We start from the raw sequence: 20,435 nt of genomic DNA on the forward strand, positions 1-20,435 counted from the left end.
AAGTTAGGTAATCCTTACCTTAGTATGGCGACTGATCGTCCGGCTTCGCGCCGGTTCCGCACGTCCTGAGAGGCACGGTCGACTCGGTGTCCGGTATCCAAGAAGTGACGGCGTATGAGGGCTCCGACGCGGCCCCCCTTCCCGAGGAAGGGCTGCTGACCTGGCCCGAGCTCTTCGCCGAACAGGTACGGCTGCGGCCGGACGCCGTGGCGCTGGTCTTCGAGGACGTCGAGCTCAGCTATGCCGAGCTGGACCGACGGGCCAACCGGCTCGCCCATGCGCTGATCGCCCGTGGCGCCGGCCCCGAGCGGGTGGTGGCGCTGGCGCTGCCCCGATCGGCCGAGCTGATCGTCGCCGAGGTGGCCGTGCTGAAGTCCGGCGCCGCCTACCTGCCGCTGGACACCGACTACCCGGCCGAGCGGATCGGCTACATGCTGGCTGACGCCGCGCCGATCTGCCTGGTCGGCACCGTCGAGACGGTGGACGGGATCGGCGCGCCGGACGGCATGGCGGTGCTGGCGCTCGACACCGACGAGACCGAGCGGGAGTTGACGGGCCGTCCGAGCCACGACCCGACCGCGGGCGACCGTGGCGTACTGGCGCTCGACAACGCCGCCTATGTGATCTACACCTCCGGATCCACCGGCCGGCCCAAGGGCGTGGTGCTCTCCCACGCCGGGGTGGCCAAGCTGGTGGCCACCCAGAGCGAGCGGTTCGGGATCGGCCCGGACAGCAGGGTGCTGCAGTTCGCCTCGCCCAGCTTCGACGTCGCCTTCTGGGACCTGTGCCTGGGGTTGCTCTCCGGCGGCCGGCTGGTGGTGGTCCCGTCCGAGCGGCGGGTGCCGGGCGCCCCGCTGGCCGACTACGCGCGCGAACACGGCGTCACCTTCATGATCCTGCCCCCGGCACTGCTCGCGGCGATGCCGGCCGACGTCGAACTTCCGCCCACCGCAACGCTGCTGGCCGGCACCGAGCGGGTCTCGCCGGAACTGGTGAGCCGCTACGCCCGGGGCCGGATGATGTTCAACGCCTACGGCCCCACCGAGGCGACCACCAACTCCACCCTGGGCCTGTGCGACCCGGACATCCCGGCCGGCTCCATCGTGCCCATCGGCGTGCCCGACCCGGGAACCTGGGCCCATGTGCTGGACGACCGGCTGGAGCGGGTCCCGGTCGGCGAGCCGGGGGAGCTCTACCTCGGCGGGTACGGGCTCGCGCGCGGCTACCTCGGCCGTCCGGACCTGACCGCCGAACGCTTCGTGGCCGACCGCTTCGGAGCGCCCGGCGCCCGGCTCTACCGCACCGGTGACCTGGTGCGCTGGAACGCCGAGGGCAGGCTGGAGTTCCTGGGCCGGGCCGACGCCCAGGTCAAGATCCGGGGCTTCCGGATCGAGCCCGGCGAGATCGAGTCCGCGCTGCGCCGCCACCCGGCCGTGGACCAGGTCGCGGTGGTGGTCCGCGAGGACCGCCCCGGCGACCGGCGGCTGGCCGCCTACGTCGTCCCCGCGCTGACGGTCCGGCCGGGAGCGGGACAGGCGGGAGAGGAGCTGACGGGAGCGGGCGAGCCCGGGCAGGATGCCGCCGAACAGGTCGAGGACTGGAAGGAACTACACGAACTGCTCTACGCCGCCGCCGGTTCCGAGGGATTCCAGGAGAACTTCGCCGGCTGGAACAGCATGTACGACGGCCTGCCCATCCCGGTCGCGGAGATGCGCGAGTGGCGCGACACCACCATCGCCGCCATCCAGGAGCTGAAGCCGCGCCGGGTGCTGGAGATCGGCGTCGGCAGCGGGCTGATCCTGTCCCGGATCGCCCCCGACTGCACCGAGTACTGGGGCACCGACCTGTCCGAGCAGGCCGTCAGCGCCCTGCGCACCCAGGTCGACGCGGTGCCCGCACTCAAGGACCGGGTACGGCTGGAGGCCCGTCCGGCAGACGACCTCGTCGGGCTGCCGGCCGGGCACTTCGACACCGTCGTCATCAACTCCGTGGCCCAGTACTTCCCCAGCGCCGAGTACCTGGCCGCGGTGGTGCGCGCGGCCGGTGCGCTGCTGGCCCCCGGCGGCAGCCTGTTCGTCGGCGATGTCCGCAACCACCGGCTGCTGGACTGCCTGCGCGCCGCCGTGGAGACCCGGCGGCAGAGCGAACCGGTGGACGCGGCGGCGCTGCGGGACGCCGTCGAGCGCTCCACGGCCTGGGAGGGCGAGCTGCTGCTCGACCCCGACTTCTTCGCGGCGCTGGAGGGCTTCGACGCCGAGATCCGGGTCAAGCGCGGCGACCACCACAACGAGCTGACCCGCTACCGCTACGACGTGGTGCTGCGCAGGGCGGGCGACGCGCCTGCGCCAGCGCCGGAGTTGGAGCCGGAGACCCGGCTGGACTGGGCCGAACTGGGCTCGCTGGCGGCGCTCGACGACCGGTTGGCGGCGGACGGCCGTCCGGCCCGTCTCCGGGTCACCGCCCTGCCCAACGCCCGCTTGACGGCCGACCTCGCCGACCTGGCCGCGGTGCGGGACGGTGTCCGCCGCCCCGGCGCGGTCGGGGTGGATCCGGAGGAACTGCACGCACTGGGAGCCCGGCACGGCTACCAGGTGGCCGTGACCTGGAACGGTTCGGCCGAGGACGGCAGCCTCGACGCGGTGCTGGTCGCCGGGGGGCTTCCGCTCGGCGCGGTCTACCTCCCGTCCGGGGCGGAGCGGCGGGCGCCTACGGCCAACCGGCCGGTGCCGTTCCGCGACGTCAACGCGCTGATGCGGCGGCTGCGTTCGTTCGCGGCCGAGTCACTGCCGGACTACATGGTGCCCAGCGCCCTGGTTCCGGTGCTGCGGATTCCGGTGACGCCCAGCGGCAAGATCGACCCGGCCGCCCTGCCGGTCCCCGACTACGCCGCCCTCAGCGCCGGCCGGGCCCCGCGGGACGAGCGCGAGGAACTGCTCTGCGCGGCCTACGCGGAGGTGCTCGGTCTGCCCGCCGTCTCCATCGACGACGACTTCTTCGCCCTGGGCGGCGACAGCATCGTCGCCGTCCGGCTGCTGATCCGGGTGCGTGAGGCAGGGCTGCGGATCAGCTCGCGCGAGGTGTTCCGGCACCGCACGGTCGCCGCGCTGGCCGAGGTCGCGGTGGTGCACCAGGAGACCGCAGTCGACGACGCGCCGCTGATCCGGGTCTCGGACGCCGAGCTGGCCGAGCTGCAGGGCGCAGACCCGCTGACGGTACGGGAGTTGCTGCCGCTGGGGCCGCTGCAGCAGGGCTTCTGGTTCCACTCGCAGCTGGACGGACCGGAGCGGGACGCCTATGTGGTGCAGCAGGTCCTGGAGCTGGGCGGGCCGGTCGATCCGGCCGCGCTGCGCCGGGCCGCCCAGGGGCTGCTGGACCGCCATGCGCCGCTGCGGGCCGGATTCCGGCAGACCGCCGAGGGCCGGGCGGTGCAGATCGTCCCCGGTCCGCTGGAGCTCCCCTGGCGCGAGGTGGACCTCTCCGCGCAGGACGCCGAGGTGCAGCGGTCGCTGGCCGACGCCGTGGCCGCCGACGAGCGGGCGGCCCGCTTCGACCTCGCCCGTCCGCCGCTGCTGCGCTGCGCGCTGATCGGGCTCGGGGACGGACACAGCCGCCTGGTGCTGACGTTCCATCACATCATCGCCGACGGCTGGTCACTTCCGGTGCTGCACCAGGAGTTGCTGGCCGGATACGGCAGTGACGGTTACGGCAGCGGCAACGGCAACGGCAACGGCTACGGCAGCGGGGCGGCCGAGCTGCCCGCCCCCGCCCCCTACCGGGACTACCTGCGGCACGTCGCCGGCGCCGACCAGGACGCGGCGCGGGCGGCCTGGCGCACCGCACTGGCCGGGTTGGAGGAGCCCACCCGGCTGGTGGCCACCGCCCCGGACGGCAGCGCACCCCGGCCGGGACAGGTGCGGGTCGAGCTCTCCGAGCGGCTGACCGCCGCGCTCTCGGCCCGGGCGCGCGAGCACGGGGTCACCCTGGGCACCGTGGTCCAGAGCGCCTGGGGCCTGCTGCTGGGGCGGTTGACCGGTAGTCAGGACGTGGTGTTCGGCACCACCGTCTCCGGGCGTGACGCGGCCGTCCGCGGCATCGAGTCGATGGTCGGCCTGTTCATCAACACCCTGCCGACCCGGTTCGCCTGGCAGCCCGCCGACCGGTTGGCGGACCTGCTCGGACGGCTCCAGGAGCAGCAGACGCAGCTGCTGGAGCACCAGCACCTCGGCCTCGCCGAGATCCAGCGGGTGGCCGGACCGGCCGGCGTCGGCGAACTCTTCGACACCCTGGTGGTCTTCGAGAACTACCCGACCGGGAGCGGCCTCACCGACCCCTCCGGCGCGGTGCGGATCACCGGCCACGAGTTCCACGACACCGTGCACTACCCGCTGGCCCTGATCGTCAAGCCCGGTGCCCGGCTGGACCTGCGGCTGAAGCACCACGCCCAGCGCATCGACGCGGAGGCCGTGCGGCGGATCGCCGACCGGCTGACCCTGGTGCTGGAGGCGCTGGCCGCCGACCCCCGGGCGCTGGTCGCCGACCTGGACCTGCTCAGCGCGCAGGAGCGGGCCCAGGGGCAGCTGCTCGGCACCGAGCAGCCGGTCCCCGGCACCACCCTGACCGCCGCCATCGCCGACCAGGTGCGCCGCACCCCGGACGCCACGGCGGTGCTCTTCGAGGACAGCACCGTCAGCTACCGCGAACTGGACGCCCGTGCCGAGGCGCTGGCACAGCGGCTGGTCGCGCGCGGCGCCGGACCGGAGACGGTCGTGGCGGTCGCGGTGCCACGCTCGACGGAGCTGATGACGGCCCTGCTCGGGGTACTGAAGTCCGGGGCCGCGTACCTGCCGGTGGACACGGACTACCCGGCCGACCGGGTCGCCCACATGCTCGCGGACTCCGGGGCGAGCGTCGTACTGGCCACCGCCGCCACCGCCGCGCTGCTGCCCCAGGATTCCGGACGCGCGCTGCTGCTGGTGGAGGAGAGCGAAACGGTCCAGGCCCGGCCACTGCCGGTGGCCGGCCTGGACCACCCCGCCTACCTGATCTACACCTCCGGCTCCACCGGCCGTCCCAAGGGCGTGGTGGTCACCCACCGCGCCATCGTCAACCGGCTCGCCTGGATGCAGGGCGAGTACGGCCTGACGGCCGAGGACCGGGTGCTGCAGAAGACCCCCTCCAGCTTCGACGTCAGCGTCTGGGAGTTCTTCTGGCCGCTGTGCCAGGGCGCGGCCGTCGTCCTGGCCCGGCCGGACGGCCACCGCGACCCCGCCTACCTGGCCGGGCTGATCCGCGAACGGGCGGTCACCACCCTGCACTTCGTCCCGTCCATGCTGGAGGCCTTCCTGCAGTCGGAGGAGATCACCGCCGACCCCGGCTGGGCCCGCAGCCTGCGCCGGGTGTTCAGCAGCGGCGAGGCCCTTCCGGCGGCGGCAGCGGGGCGCTGGCGCGAACTGACCGCCGTCCCGCTGCACAACCTCTACGGTCCCACCGAGGCCGCGGTGGACGTCACCCACCACGCCTACGACGGCGCGGCCGGGACGACGGTGCCGATCGGGCGCCCGGTCTGGAACACCGGACTGCGGGTGCTGGACTCCTGCCTGCGCCCGGTGCCGGCCGGGGTCCCTGGCGAGCTGTACCTGACCGGCGTCCAGCTGGCCCGCGGCTACCACGCGCGGCCCGCACTGACCGCCGAGCGCTTCACCGCCGACCCGTACGGTCCGGCGGGCAGCCGGATGTACCGCACCGGGGACCTGGTGCGGCTTGGTGCGGACGGCGCGGTCGAGTACCTGGGCCGGACCGACCGGCAGGTCAAGCTGCGCGGCAACCGGATCGAGCCGGGCGAGGTCGAGGCCGCGCTGACCCGGCTGCCCGAGGTGGCGCAGGCCGCCGTGGCGGTGGTGGGCACCCAGCTGGTCGCCTATCTGGTCCCGGCCGCCGGCCCGTTGGACCTGACGGCTGTTCAGAACGCTTTGGCGGCTGAGCTGTCGGCTGCGCTGCTGCCCGGCGCCTATGTGCTGCTGGAGGCGCTGCCGCTGACGCCGAGCGGCAAGCTGGACCGGGCCGCGCTGCCCGCACCGCAGTCGGTGCGCGCCGAGCTGCGCGCGCCGCGTGACGGGCGCGAGCAGGCGCTGACCGAGATCTTCGCGGCCGTGCTGAAGCTGGAGCAGGTCGGTATCGACGACGACTTCTTCCTGCTCGGCGGCGACAGCATCAGCTCCATCGGCGTCTCCAGCCGGGCCCGTCGGGCCGGCCTGGCGCTGAGCCCGCGCGAGGTCTTCGAGCACCGCACCCCCGCCGCGCTGGCGGCGGTCGCGGGCGCGGTGGCGGAGCCGGATTCCGGGGCGTCGTCCTTCGGCTTCGAGCTGAGCGAGGAGGAGGCCTCGCGGGTCCGTGCGACCAGCCCGGGCCCGGTGGCGGACGTCTGGCCGCTGGCCCCGTTGCAGGAGGGCCTGTTCTTCCACGCCACCTACGACGCGACCGCCGTGGACGTCTACACCGCCCATGAGTCCTTCGACTTCGCCACCCCGCTGGACGCCGGGCGGCTGCGTACCGCCGCCCGGCTGCTGCTGGCCCGCAACCCCAGTCTGGGCGCCGGGTTCACCAGCGACGGGCTGAGCCGCCCGGTGCAGTTCATCACCGCCGGCCTGGAGCCGCCGTTCCAGGAGGTCGACCTCTCCGGGTCGCCGGCCGAGGAGCAGCAGGCCCGCCTGGACGCCCTGATGGACGAGGAGCGCACCCGCCGCTTCGACCTGGCCCGCCCGCCGCTGTTCCGGCTGCTGCTGGTCCGTCTCGGCGCCGGGCGCGGGGACCGGCTGGTGATCGGCCGTCATCTGCTGCTGTGGGACGGCTGGTCCGCCTGGCTGTTCCTGGACCAGCTGTTCGCGCTCTACCAGAACGGCGGGGACGAGTCCGTCCTTCCGCGTCCCGGCTCCTACCGCTCCTACCTGACCTGGCTGGAGGCCCAGGACAGCGCCGAGGCCACCCGCGCCTGGCGCTCGGCCCTGGCCGGCCTGGAGGAGCCCACCCTGCTCGCGGCCGCCGACGCGGGCCTGGAGCCGGACATCCCGGAGAGCCTGGAGACCTGCCTGCCGGACCGGTCGGCGGACTGGCTGCGCACGGAGGCGCGCCGGCACGGCCTGACCATGAACACCGTGCTCACCGCCGCCTGGGGCCTCACCCTGGCCGCCGCGACCGGGCGCACCGACGTGGTCTTCGGCACCGCGGTGGCCGGGCGGCCCAGCGAGGTGCCCGACGTCGAGAACGTCATCGGGATGTTCCTGAACACCGTCCCGGCCCGGATCGCCTACGACCCGGCCGAGTCGGTACTGGAGCTGGCCCGCCGGATCCAGGACGAGCGGCTGGCGCTGATGCCGTACGAGTACCTGGGCCTGGGCGTGCTGCAGGCCGAGACCGGCCACCGGCGGCTGTTCGACACCCTATTCGTGCTGCGCGACGCCGACACCGGGGACCGGCTGGCCGAACTGAAGCAGCGTCATGGCGCCACCGCCGTCTCCAACATCGACGCCACCCACTACCCGGTCACCCTGATCGTGACACCGGGCGAGCGGATCAGGATCACCCTGGCCCACCGGCCCGACGCGGTCCCACGCGAACAGGCCCAGGCGCTGCTGGACCGCTTCACCACCCTGCTGGACCGGTTCACCCGGCAGCTGGACGGGCAGGTGGCGGCCCTGGACCCGCTGCTGCCGGCCGAACGCGCCGCACTGCGGCAGGAGTGGGCCGCCGGCCGGGTCCCGGCGCCGGAGCTGACCATCGCCGAACTGCTGGCCGAGCAGGCCGCGCACACCCCGGACGCCGTCGCGCTGGTCTTCGGCGACGAGAGGCTGACCTACGCGAAACTGGACGACGCCGTCAACCGGACGGCCCGGCTGCTGCTGGACCGGGGCGCCGGGCCGGAGCGGATCGTCGCGCTGGGGCTGCGCCGGTCGATCGAGACGGTGGTGGCGCTGTTCGCGGTGCTGCGCACCGGCGCTGCCTACCTGCCGCTGGAGCTGGACCATCCGGACGACCGGCTCGCCGGGATGCTGGACGACGCCCGCCCCGCGCTGCTGCTGGCGGAGTCGGCGGTGGCCGGGCGCCTGGCGCTGGCCGTGCCGGGGACGCGGCGGGTGCTGCTGGACGACGCCGCGGTCCGGGCCGAACTGGACCGGCTTTCCGGGGCGCCGATCACCGAGGAGGAGTGCCCGCGGTTCAGCCTGGAGCACCCCGCCTACGTCATCTACACCTCGGGCTCCACCGGCCGTCCCAAGGGCGTGGTCACGCCCTACCGCGGCCTGACCAATATGCAGCTCAACCACCAGCGGGAGATCTTCGACCCGGCCGTCGCCTCGGCCGGTGGCCGGCGGCTGCGGATCGCGCACACCGTCTCCTTCGCCTTCGACATGTCCTGGGAGGAGCTGCTCTGGCTGGTGGAGGGCCACCAGGTGCACATCTGCGACGAGGAGCTGCGCCGCGACGCCGAGGCCCTGGTCGACTACTGTGCGACGCACTTCATCGACGTCGTCAACGTCACGCCGACCTATGCCCATCTGCTGCTGGAGCAGGGCCTGCTGGACGCCCCGGGGCACCGGCCGCCGCTGGTGCTGCTGGGCGGCGAGGCGGTGTCCGAGGCGGTCTGGAACCGGCTCAGGGACACCGAGGGCACCTACGGCTATAACCTCTACGGTCCGACCGAGTACACCATCAACACCCTGGGCGCCGGCACCGGTGACAGCGCCACCCCCACCGTGGGCCGGGCCATCCGGGGCACCCGGGCGCTGATCCTGGACCAGTGGCTGCGACCGGTCCCCGACGGTGTGCCGGGGGAGCTCTACATCGCCGGGGTGGGGCTGGCCCGGGGCTATCTGAACCGCGCCGACCTGACCGCCGAGCGCTTCGTCGCCGACCCGCACGGTCTGCCGGGGGAGCGGATGTACCGCACCGGCGACCTGGTGCGCCGCCGCGCCGACGGCAACCTGGACTTCCTGGGCCGTACCGACGACCAGGTGAAGATCCGTGGCTACCGGGTCGAGCTGGGCGAGATCGAGAGCGCCCTCAACCGGCTGCCGGAGGTGGCCCAGGCGGCCGTGGTCGCCGCTGACGACAGCTCGGTTCCCGGGGCCCGCCGACTGATCGGATACCTGGTGCCCGACGTGGGTGCGGACCGCGCCGGGCTGGTGCCCCGGGTCAGGGAGGAGCTGCGGCGGCAGCTGCCCGACTACATGGTCCCGGCGGCCTTCGTCACCCTGGACCGGCTGCCGGTGAACGCCAACGGCAAGCTGGACGTGCGCGCGCTGCCGCAGCCGGAGCCCTCGGTGGCGCTGGGCGGCGGTCGCGGGCCGGAGACGGTGGCCGAGGAGGTGCTCTGCGGGCTGTTCGCCGAGGTGCTGGGACTGCCCCGGGTCGGCGCCGAGGACGGCTTCTTCGACCTGGGCGGGCACTCCCTGCTCGCCACCCGGCTGATCGGCCGGGCCCGCACCGCGCTCGGGGCCGAGCTGGCGATCCGCGACCTGTTCGAGGCCCCCACCCCCGCACTGCTGGCGCTGCGCGCCGAGGCCCCGGGCCGGCCGGCGCGTCCGGCGGTCACGGCGCTCGCCGACCGCCCCGAGCTCGTGCCGCTCTCACCGGCGCAGCGGCGGCTGTGGCTGGCCGAGCAGTTCGGCGCCGGGGACGCCTACCACTTCCCGCTGGTCTTCCGGCTGCGCGGGAGCTTGGACCTGGAGGCGTTGCGGCAGGGGCTGGCCGATGTGACGGAGCGTCATGAGGCCCTGCGTACGGTGGTGGTGGAGCAGGGCGGTGAGCTGTACCAGCAGGTTGCTTCGGGCGTTGAAGTGCCGTTCCGGGTCCATGGCTGCCGGGAGGGCGAAGTCGCCGGGCGTATCGACGAGTTGACGGCCCTGCCGTTCGACCTGGGGCGCGGGCTGCCGCTGCGCTGCGATGTGTTGATGGTGAATCAGGACGACCAGGTGGTCGTCATCGTGCTGCACCACATCGCCACCGACGAGTGGTCCGACCGTCCGTTCCTGGCCGACCTGGGCACCGCCTACCGCGCCCGCGCGGCGGCTGGGGCCCCGGAGTGGGCGCCGTTGCCGGTGCAGTACGCCGACTACACCCTCTGGCAGCGGCGGCTGCTCGACGCCGACGGTGCCCGGCAGCTCGACTACTGGCGGCAGGCCCTCGCCGGGCTGCCGGAGGAGTTGGCGCTGCCGCTGGATCGACCGCGTCCGGCCGAGCCGACCGGTCTCGGTGGCGCGGTGGAGGTGGAGCTGCCCGCCGCGACTGCCGGCGCCCTGCGCGAACTGGCCACCGCGACCGGCACCAGCATGTTCATGCTGTTCCACGCCGCGGTCGCCGCCCTGCTGCACCGGCTCGGTGCGGGGGAGGACATTCCCGTCGGTGCGCCGATCGCCGGACGGACCGACAGCGCGCTGGACGACCTGGTGGGCTTCTTCGTCAACACCTTGGTGCTGCGCACCGACCTGTCCGGCGATCCGGGCTTCGGCGAACTGCTGGCCCGGGTCAGGGAGGCTGACCTGGCCGCCTTCGACCACCAGGACCTGCCCTTCGACCAGCTGGTGGAGGTGGTCAACCCGCCCCGGCTGCCGGGGCGCAACCCGCTGTTCCAGGTGATGGCCGGCTACCACTACCGCCCGGAGGGCGAGCCGCAGCTGCTGGACCTGCCCACCGAATGGCTGCCGACGCAGAGCGGCAGCGCCAAGTTCGACCTGGACTTCACCTTCGTCGACCACGCCGCCGAGAACCGGATCACGCTGCTGCTCAAGTACAGCGCCGAACTCTTCGACCGGAGCACGGTCTCGGGCATGGCCGCCCGGTGCGTCCGGCTGCTGCAGGAGGCGGCAGTTGCCCCTGATCGTCCGCTGCGGGAGCTGGAGCTGCTGGACCCGGCCGAGCGGACGTTGGTGCTGGAGGGTTGGAACGACAGCGACCACGCCGTTCCGGCGGTGACGCTGCCTGAGTTGTTCCGGGAGCAGGTGGCCCGGACGCCGGATGCTCTGGCGTTGGTCTTCGGTGATGAGCGGTTGAGCTATGCCGAGTTGGATGCGCGGGTGGAGGTAACCGCTCGGGTGCTGGCGGGGCTGGGTGCTGGTCCTGAGCGGACGGTGGCGGTGTCGTTGCCGCGTTCGATCGAGCTGGTGGTGGCGCTGCTGGCGGTGCATCGTGCGGGGGCTGCCTATCTGCCGTTGGATCCGGAGTATCCGGCCGAGCGGCTGGCGTTCATGCTGGCTGACGCCCGTCCGGTGTGCGTGGTCCGGGAGGGGTTGCCGGAGGGTTCGTTCGGTGAGTTGCCGTCTGCCTATGACCCGCGTGATCCGGCGTATGTGATCTACACGTCGGGGTCGACCGGGCGTCCGAAGGGCGTCGTGGTTCCGCACGGGGGTATCGCGAACCGGCTGTTGTGGATGCAGGCCGAGTACGAGCTGACGGCTGCGGACCGGGTGTTGCAGAAGACGCCGTCCAGCTTCGACGTCAGCGTCTGGGAGTTCTTCTGGCCGCTGATCACCGGCGCCGCCCTGGTGCTGGCCCGACCGGACGGGCATCGGGACCCCGAGTACCTCGCCGGGCTGATCCAGGACGAAGGCGTCTCGACGGTGCACTTCGTGCCGTCGATGCTGCGGGCCTTCCTGGACGAGCCGACCGCCGCCGGATGCACCGGCCTGCGCCGGGTGCTGTGCAGCGGCGAGGCACTGCCGGCCGAACTGGCGGACCGCTGCCTCGCGTTGCTCCCGGCTGAGTTGCACAACCTCTACGGGCCGACCGAGGCGTCGGTGGACGTCACCGCCGTGCGGGTGCGCCCTGGCGGCAGGCAGGTGCCGATCGGGCGGCCGGTGTGGAACACCAGGGCGTATGTGCTGGACGCCGGGCTGCGTCCGGTGCCGCCGGGCATGGCCGGCGAGTTGTACCTGGCCGGCGCCCAGCTTGCCCGGGGGTATCTGGGCCGGCCCGGACTGACCGCGGAGCGCTTCTGCGCCGACCCGTTCGGGCCGCCCGGGGCGCGGATGTACCGCACGGGCGACCTGGCGCGCTGGAACAGCGAGGGGGTGCTGGAGTTCCTGGGCCGCGCAGACGACCAGGTGAAGCTGCGCGGCTTCCGGATCGAACTGGGTGAGATCGAAGCGGTGCTGGGCCGGCACGAGACGGTGCGGCAGGTGGCCGTGGCCGTGCACGAGCAGCGGCTGGTCGCCTACGTGGTGCCGGGTTCGGCCGACTTGGCGGCACTTCGGGCCCATGCGCGGGCGGTGCTGCCAGAGCACATGATTCCCGCCGCCTTCACTGCCCTGGACGTACTGCCGTTGACGCCCAGCGGGAAGCTCGACCGCAAGGCCCTGCCCGCACCGGACTTCACCGCGGAATCGACGACGGCACTGCCGCGCTCTCCGCGCGAGGAGCTGCTGGCGGGACTGTTCGCCGACGTCCTGGGGCTGGAGCGGGTCGGGATCCATGACGACTTCTTCGCCCTGGGCGGGCATTCGCTGCTGGCGATGCGGCTGGTCAGCCGGGTCCGCACGGTGCTGGACGCGGAGTTGGCCCTGCGCGCGGTGTTCGAGGCCCCCACGGTGGCCCGGCTCGCGGCCCGGTTGACGGGCGGCGGGCGCAGCACTCCGCTGCCCGCCCTGCTCCCGACGGAGGACCGTCCTGAGCTGCTGCCGTTGTCCTCGGCCCAGCAACGGCTTTGGGTGCTGCACCAGTTGGAGGGCCGGACGCCGACCTACAACCTTCCGGCGGCCTGGCGGCTGGTGGGCGAGCTCGACCGCGACGCTCTGACGGCCGCCGTCCATGACGTGATGATCCGTCATGAGAGCCTGCGCACCGTCTTCCCGACCCGGGACGGGCGGGCGTACCAACTCGTCCTGGACCCGGAGCAGCTGCCCGGAGTCGTCCACGTCGAGCAGGTGGACGAGCAGGACCTTGCGGGGCGACTCGCCGAGGCTGCTGCGCAGGGCTTCGAGCTGGACCGGGAGCCTCCCCTGCGTGCGCATGTGCTGTGCACCTCGGGGCAGGAGCAGGTACTGCTGCTGGTGGTCCATCACATCGCCACCGACGAGTGGTCGGACCGGCCGCTCTGGCGCGACCTGGCCATCGCCTACCGGGCCCGGATCGAGGGGCGGACTCCGGAGTGGGCTGCGCTGCCGGTCCAGTACGCCGACTATGCGCTCTGGCAGCGGGAGGCCCTGGGCGAGGCCGTCGAGGCAGATCAACTCGCCTACTGGCAGCAGGTACTGGCTGGAATCCCGGACGAGCTGGCGCTGCCGGCCGACCGTCCGCGTCCGCTGGAGAGCAGCCACCGGGGCGGGGCGGTCGGGCTGACGCTGAGCCCCGAGCTGGCCGGCGCCCTGCGGGCGCTGGCCCGGGAGCGGTCCGTCAGTATGTTCATGCTGGTCCAGGCTGCCGTGGCGGCGCTGCTGCACCGGCTGGGCGCGGGGGAGGACATCCCCCTGGGCGCGCCGATCTCCGGGCGCAGCGACGAGAAGCTGGAGGAACTGGTCGGCTTCTTCGTCAACACGCTGGTGCTGCGCACCGACCTGTCCGGCGCACCGTCCTTCGGCGAACTGCTGGCCCGGGTGCGGGAGACCGACCTCGCGGCCTACGAGCACCAGTCGCTGCCGTTCGAGCGGCTGGTGGAGGCGGTCAACCCGCCGCGCTCGCTGGCGCGGCACCCGCTGTTCCAGGTGATGGTGGTCCACCTCGCGGCTCCGGGCGGTGTCCCGGATCTGCCGGGGCTGTCCGCCGCTCCCGAGCCGCTGGACCAGCACACCGCCAAGTTCGACCTCAGCTTCGACTTCGTGGAGCAGGGTCCGGACGGCGGCATGCAGAGCTGGATCGAGTACAGCGCCGACCTCTTCGACCACAGCACGGTCGAACGGCTTGCGCAGCGGCTGCTGCGACTGCTGGAGCAGGTCGCGGAGGCCCCCGACGTCCCGCTGCGCGAGATCGAACTGCTGGACGGCTCCGAGCGCGACCAGGTGCTGGGTGAGTGGAACGAGACCGACCACGCCGTGCCGGCGGTGACGCTGCCGGAGCTGTTCCGGGAGCAGGTGGCTCGGACGCCTGACGCGTTGGCGTTGGTCTTCGGGGATGAGCGGCTGAGCTACGCCGAGTTGGATGTGCGGGTGGAGCGGACCGCTCGGGTGCTGGCCGGGCTCGGGGCGGGTCCTGAGCGCACGGTGGCGGTGTCGCTGCCCCGGTCGGTGGAGCTGGTGGTGGCGCTGCTGGCGGTGCACCGCGCCGGGGCCGCCTACCTGCCGCTGGACCCGGACTACCCGGCCGACCGGCTGGCCTACATGCTGGCGGACGCGCAGCCGGTCTGCGTGATCGAGGACCGGCTGCCGGTGGGACCGTCCGGCGAGCTGCCGACCGGCTACCACCCGAGCCACCCCGCCTACGTTATCTACACCTCGGGGTCCACAGGTCGGCCCAAGGGCGTGGTGGTACCGCACCAGGGCATCGCCAACCGGCTGTTGTGGATGCAGGCGGAGTACGGGCTGACGGCTGAGGACCGGGTGTTGCAGAAGACGCCGTCCAGCTTCGACGTGTCGGTCTGGGAGTTCTTCTGGCCGCTGATCACCGGCGCCGCCCTGGTGCTGGCCCGACCCGAGGGCCACAAGGACCCCGCCTACCTGGCCCGGTTGGTCCAGGACGAGTCCATCACCACCTGCCACTTCGTGCCGTCGATGCTGCGGGCCTTCCTGGACGAGCCGACCGCCGCCGGCGCCACCGGCCTGCGCCGGGTGCTGTGCAGCGGCGAGGCGCTGCCGGCCGAACTGGCCGTGCGTTTCCATGCCCTGGTGCCAGGGGTCGAGCTGCACAACCTCTACGGGCCGACCGAGGCGTCGGTCGACGTGACCGCGACGGCCGTGCTCCCCGGCAGCAGCCGGGTGTCGATCGGGCGGCCGGTGTGGAACACCCGCGCCTATGTGCTGGACGATGCGCTGCGCCCGGTTCCGCCGGGCTGCACGGGTCAGCTCTACCTCGCCGGGGTCCAGTTGGCGCGCGGCTACCTCAACCGTCCTTCGCTGAGCGCCGAACGCTTCGTCGCCGACCCCTTCGGCGCACCCGGCGCGCGGATGTACCGCACCGGCGACCTGGCGCGCTGGGACGGCGGCGGGGAGCTGGAGTTCCTGGGCCGTGCCGACGACCAGGTGAAGCTGCGCGGCTTCCGGATCGAGCTGGGCGAGATCGAGTCAGTGCTGAGCAGCCATCAGAGTGTGGCCCACGCCGTCGTGGTGGCGCGTGAGGGCCGTCTGGTCGGCTACGTCGTGCCGGCTGCGGGCGAACCCGCGCCGGAGCCGGCCGCGCTTCGGGCCCGTACCGCCGCGGAGCTCCCGGAGCACATGGTGCCCGCCGCCCTCATCGTCCTGGGGGCGCTGCCGCTCACCCCGAACGGCAAGCTGGACCGCAGGGCGCTGCCCGCGCCCGACTTCGCCGCCGGAACCACCGACACCCAGCCGCGCACCGCGCGCGAGGCCCTGCTGTGCGAGCTGTTCGCCGCCGTGCTGGGCCTGGAGCGGGTGGGGGTCGAGGACGACCTCTTCGCTCTGGGCGGGGACAGCATCGTGGCCATGCAGCTGGTCGGTCGGGCCCGGGCGGCCGGTCTGGCCTTCACCCCCCGCGATGTGTTCAGGCACAAGTCGGCTGCGGGTCTGGCCGCCGTCGCCGGGGAGGTGTCGGGCGTCGCTCCGGCCGCCGATGCCGCGCTGCTCGACCTCACCGAGGCCGAGCTGGCGGAGCTGGGCGCCGACCCGGCGGTGGCCGAGCTGCTGCCGCTGACGCCGCTTCAGGCCGGTCTGCTGTTCCACGCCTCCTTCGACTCGGGCGCGGAGGGGCCGGACGTCTACACCGTCCAGATCAGCCATGACCTGGACGGTCCGCTGGACCCGGCCGCGCTGCGCGCGGCCGGTCAGGCACTGCTGGACCGGCACGCCAACCTCCGGGCGGGCTTCCGCTACCTGTCCTCCGGTCGTCCGGTTGCTCTGGTGCCGCGCACGGTCACGCTGCCCTGGCGTGAGCTGGACCTCTCGGGTCTGGACCCGGAGCAGTTCGAGGTGCGCTGGAGCGACCTGCTGGCCCAGGAGCGCCGCCGCTTCGACCCGGCGGTGCCCCCGCTGCTGCGGCTGCTGCTGGTCCGCTGCGGACCCGAGCGGCACCGGCTGGTCCTGTCGCACCAGCACCTGCTGCTGGACGGCTGGTCGCTGCCGCAGCTGATGGACGAGCTGGCCGAGCTCTACGCCGGACGCGCGCCGCAGCCGGTCGCCCCCTACCGCGACTACCTGGCCTGGCTGGCGGCCCAGGACGCTACCGCGTCCGCCGACGCCTGGGACAAGGCCCTGGACGGGCTGGAGGAGCCGACCCATCTGGTCCCCGCCGATCCCGAGCGGGCCCCGGCGGTGCCGCAGACCCGCACCCTGCTGCTGACACCGGAGCTGACCGGCGCGGTCACCGCTGTCGCCCGCTCGCGCGGGCTGACCGTCAACACGCTGGTCCAGGGCGCCTGGGGGCTGCTGCTGACCCGACTCACCGGCCGGAGCGACGTGGTCTTCGGCGCGACCGTCTCCGGGCGGCCGGCCGAGCTGGAGGGTGCGGAGTCGATGATCGGACTGTTCATCAACACCGTGCCGGTGCGGGCGAGGATCGACGAGAGCGAGTCGCTGGCCGCGTTCCTGGACCGGCTGCAGGACCAGCAGTCGCAGCTGATCCCCCATCAGTACCTCGGCCTGTCCGACATCCAGCGGCGGGCCGCACTGGGCGACCTCTTCGACACCCTGGTCGTGTTCGAGTCCTACCCCGGCGGTGAGGGACCCGGCCTCGGGGCGGAGCAGGGGCTGCGCAGCAGCGTCCGGGACCACCGGGACGCCACCCACTACCCGCTGGCCTGGGCGGTGGAGCCCGGGGAGCGGCTGTCGCTGACGGCCGAGTACCGGTCCGACCTGTTCGACGCGGCCACCATCGATCGGATCACGGCCGCGATGGTCCGGCTGTTCGAGGCCATGACCACCGACCTGGAGCAGCCGCTGGCCCGGGTGGACATCCTCGACCCGGCCGAGCGCCGTGCCGTCCTGCAGGACTGGAACGACACCGCCCTGCCGGTCGGTGCCGATGCGCCGGGGACGGTCCCGGCGCTGTTCGAGGCGCAGGTGGCCGCCGGTCCGGAGGCCGTGGCGCTGGTCTGCGGTCCGGTCTCGCTGACCTTCGCCGAGCTCAACGGCCGGGCCAACCGGCTGGCCCGGCTGCTGGTCGAGCGCGGCGCCGGCCCCGAGCGGATCGTCGCACTGGCCCTGCCGCGCACCGAGGACTACCTGGTCGCGCTGCTGGCCGTACTCAAGGCCGGCGCCGCCTACCTGCCGCTGGACCCGGACCTGCCGGCCGAGCGGATGCTCGCCATGCTGGACGACACCGCGCCGCGGCTGCTGCTGACGACCGATCGGCTGGCCCCCGGGCTGCCGCAGAGCGCGGTACCCGTGCTGCTCCTGGACGCGGGATCGACCCGGCAGCAGCTGGACGCTTTCCCTGCCGGGAACCTGCCGCAAGGACCCGACCCGCGGCATCCGGCGTACGTCATCCACACCTCCGGCTCCACCGGGCGCCCCAAGGGCGTGGTGGTCTGCCACAGCAGCGTCGCCAACCTGTTCCGCAGCCACCGCCGCACCCTGCACGACCCGGCCAAGCGCCGCACCGGCCGGCAGCGGCTGCGGATCGGGCACGCCTGGTCCTTCTCCTTCGACGCCTCCTGGCAGCCGCAGCTGTGGTTGCTGGACGGGCACGCCCTGCACATCCTGGACGACGAGACCCGGCGCGACCCGGAGCTGACCGCGGCTGCGATCCGGGACCAGGGGTTGGACTTCATCGAGGTCACCCCCTCGTTCCTGGGCCAGCTCGCCGACAGCGGTCTGATCCAGGACGGCGAGTGCCCGTTGGCGGCGGTCGGCGTCGGCGGCGAGGCGGTGCCGGACGCGCTCTGGCGCCGGCTCGGCGCACTGCCCGGCACCGAGGCGTTCAACCTTTACGGGCCCACCGAGGCCACCGTGGACGCGCTGGTCGCCCGGGTGGGCGACAGCGAGCACCCGCTGGTGGGCCGGCCGGTCGGCAACACCCGCGCCTACGTCCTGGACGCGGCGCTGCGGCCGGTGCCGCCGGGCGTCAGCGGCGAGCTGTACCTGGCCGGCGCCGGGCTGGCCCGGGGGTACCTGGGTCGGCCGGACCTGACCTCCGAGCGTTTCGTCGCCGACCCGTTCGGGGCGCTGCACGGCGACCCCGGCTCCCGGATGTACCGCACCGGCGACCTGGCCCGCTGGAACGGGCAGGGACAGCTGGACTACCTGGGCCGCGCCGACGACCAGGTGAAGCTGCGCGGCTTCCGGATCGAGCTGGCCGAGATCGAGGCCGTGCTGGCCCGGCACCGGGACGTCGCCCAGGTGGTGGTGGTCGCCCGTGAGGACCGGCCCCGGGTCAAGCAGCTGGTCGCCTACGCGGTCCCGGCGGAGGGTGCGGGCGGGCTGGACCCGGCCTCGCTGCGGGCGGCCGCGGCCGCCGCGCTGCCCGACTACATGGTCCCGGCGGCGGTGGTGGTCCTGGACGCGCTGCCGCTGCTGTCCAACGGCAAGCTGAACCGCCGGGCGCTGCCGGCGCCTGACTTCGGCGCCGACGGCTCGTCCGGGGGCCGTGAGCCTCAGGGCGAGCTGGAACAGCTCCTGTGCGGGGTCTTCGCCGAAGTGCTCGGCCTGCCGGACTGCGGGGCCGACCAGGACTTCTTCGCCCTGGGCGGGGACAGCATCGTGGCCATGCAACTGGTCAGCCGGGCCCGGGCGGGCGGACTGCGGATCACCCCGCGCCAGGTCTTCCAGCTGCGGACGGTGGAGGCGCTGGCCGGGGTCGCGCTCCGGTCGGCCGTCGCGGTGGCCGGGGACCGGGCGCACGACCGGGGCACCGGTCTGCTGCCGATCACCCCGATCATGCACGCGCTGCGCGAGCAGGGCGGCCCGTTCCAGGGCTACCACCAGGTCGCGCTGGTGCAGACACCCTCCGGGCTGGACCGTGCCGGGCTGTTGACGGTGCTTCAGGGGCTGGCCGACCACCACGACATGCTGCGGGCCCGGCTGGAGCGGATCCCCTCGGGGAGCTGCGTCGGCGGCGCGGGCGCGGAGCAGTGGTGGCTGCAGGTCCCCGCGCCCGGCGCGGTGGACGCGGCGTCCTGGCTGGTCGAGGTGGACGCCGCGGGCGCCGACGAGGCCGGGCTGCGCGCGCTGGTCGCCGAGCACGCCCGGGCGGCCCGGGACCGGTTGGACCCGGAGTCCGGCCGCATGGTCCGGGCGGTCTGGTTCGACGCGGGCCCCGGGGCATCCGGACGGCTGCTGCTGATGGTCCATCACCTGGTGGTGGACGGCGTCTCCTGGCGGGTGCTGCTGCCCGACCTGGAGACGGCCTGGCGGGACGTCACGGCGGGCCGGCAGGTGACCCTGCCCCCGGTCGGGTTCTCCTTCCGCCGCTGGGCCGAACTGCTGGAGCGGCGCGCCGTCGACCCGGTCGCCGAGGACGAACTGCCGCTGTGGAGCTCGATCCTGGACGACGCCGACCCGCTCCCGCTGCCCCGGCCGCTCGACCCGGCCCTGGACACCGTCGGCACCGAGCGGCAGCTCACCCTGACCCTGCCGCCGGCCCGTACCGCGCCGCTGCTCAGCCGGGTGCCGGCCGCCTTCGGCGCGACCGTCAACGATGTGATGCTCACCGCCCTGGCCCTGGCCGTCGCGGACTGGCGCACCCGGCAGGACCCGCAGGACCGGGCCACCGCCGTGCTGGTGGACCTGGAGGGGCACGGCCGCGAGGAGGAGCTGGCCGGGGACGCGGACCTGTCGCGCACCGTCGGCTGGTTCACCAGCGTGGTCCCGGTCCGCCTGGACGTCGGCGCGGTCGACCTGGCCGGTGCGCTGTCCGGTGGCCCGGAGCTGGACCGCGCGCTGGAGCGGGTCAGCGGGCACCTGGCGGCACTGCCCGCCTCCGGCCTGCACCACGGGCTGCTGCGCCACCTCAACCCGGTGGCCGGCCGCGAGCTGGCCGAACTCGGCACCCCCGGGATCGAGTTCAACTACATGGGCCGCTTCGGCCACCCGGAGGCCACCGACTGGTCCTACGCGCCCGAGGGCGATGCCGCGGACCTGGACGGCGACCCCGGGATGCCGCTCTCGCACGCCCTGACCGTGAACGCGCTGACCGAGGACCGGCCCGAGGGGCCCGAGCTGGCGGCGCACTGGTCCTTCGCCGCGGGCCTGCTGTCCGAGGCGGCGGTCAGGGACCTGGCCGAGACCTGGTTCCGGGCGCTGGAGGCCCTGGTGGACCGGGCCGAGGCGCTGGAGCGCACCAACCCCCGTACGAACCCCCCTACGAACCTTCCTTCCTGAACAGAGCTCAACCCGCAACCCCTGCAA

The 20,435-nt window shown here is 73.7% G+C and carries 1 protein-coding gene; it reads left to right on the top strand.

Going from position 1 to position 20,435, the window contains the following annotated elements; genetic code table 11:
* Positions 1-104 precede the first annotated feature (104 nt).
* Positions 105-20,408, top strand: coding sequence for a non-ribosomal peptide synthase/polyketide synthase (locus ABUW04_RS09140; RefSeq protein WP_380563944.1), 20,304 nt, complete (start codon positions 105-107; stop codon positions 20,406-20,408).
* Positions 20,409-20,435 lie beyond the last annotated feature (27 nt).

This window comes from Streptacidiphilus jeojiensis (genome assembly GCF_042510965.1).
Classification (GTDB): domain Bacteria; phylum Actinomycetota; class Actinomycetes; order Streptomycetales; family Streptomycetaceae; genus Streptacidiphilus; species Streptacidiphilus jeojiensis.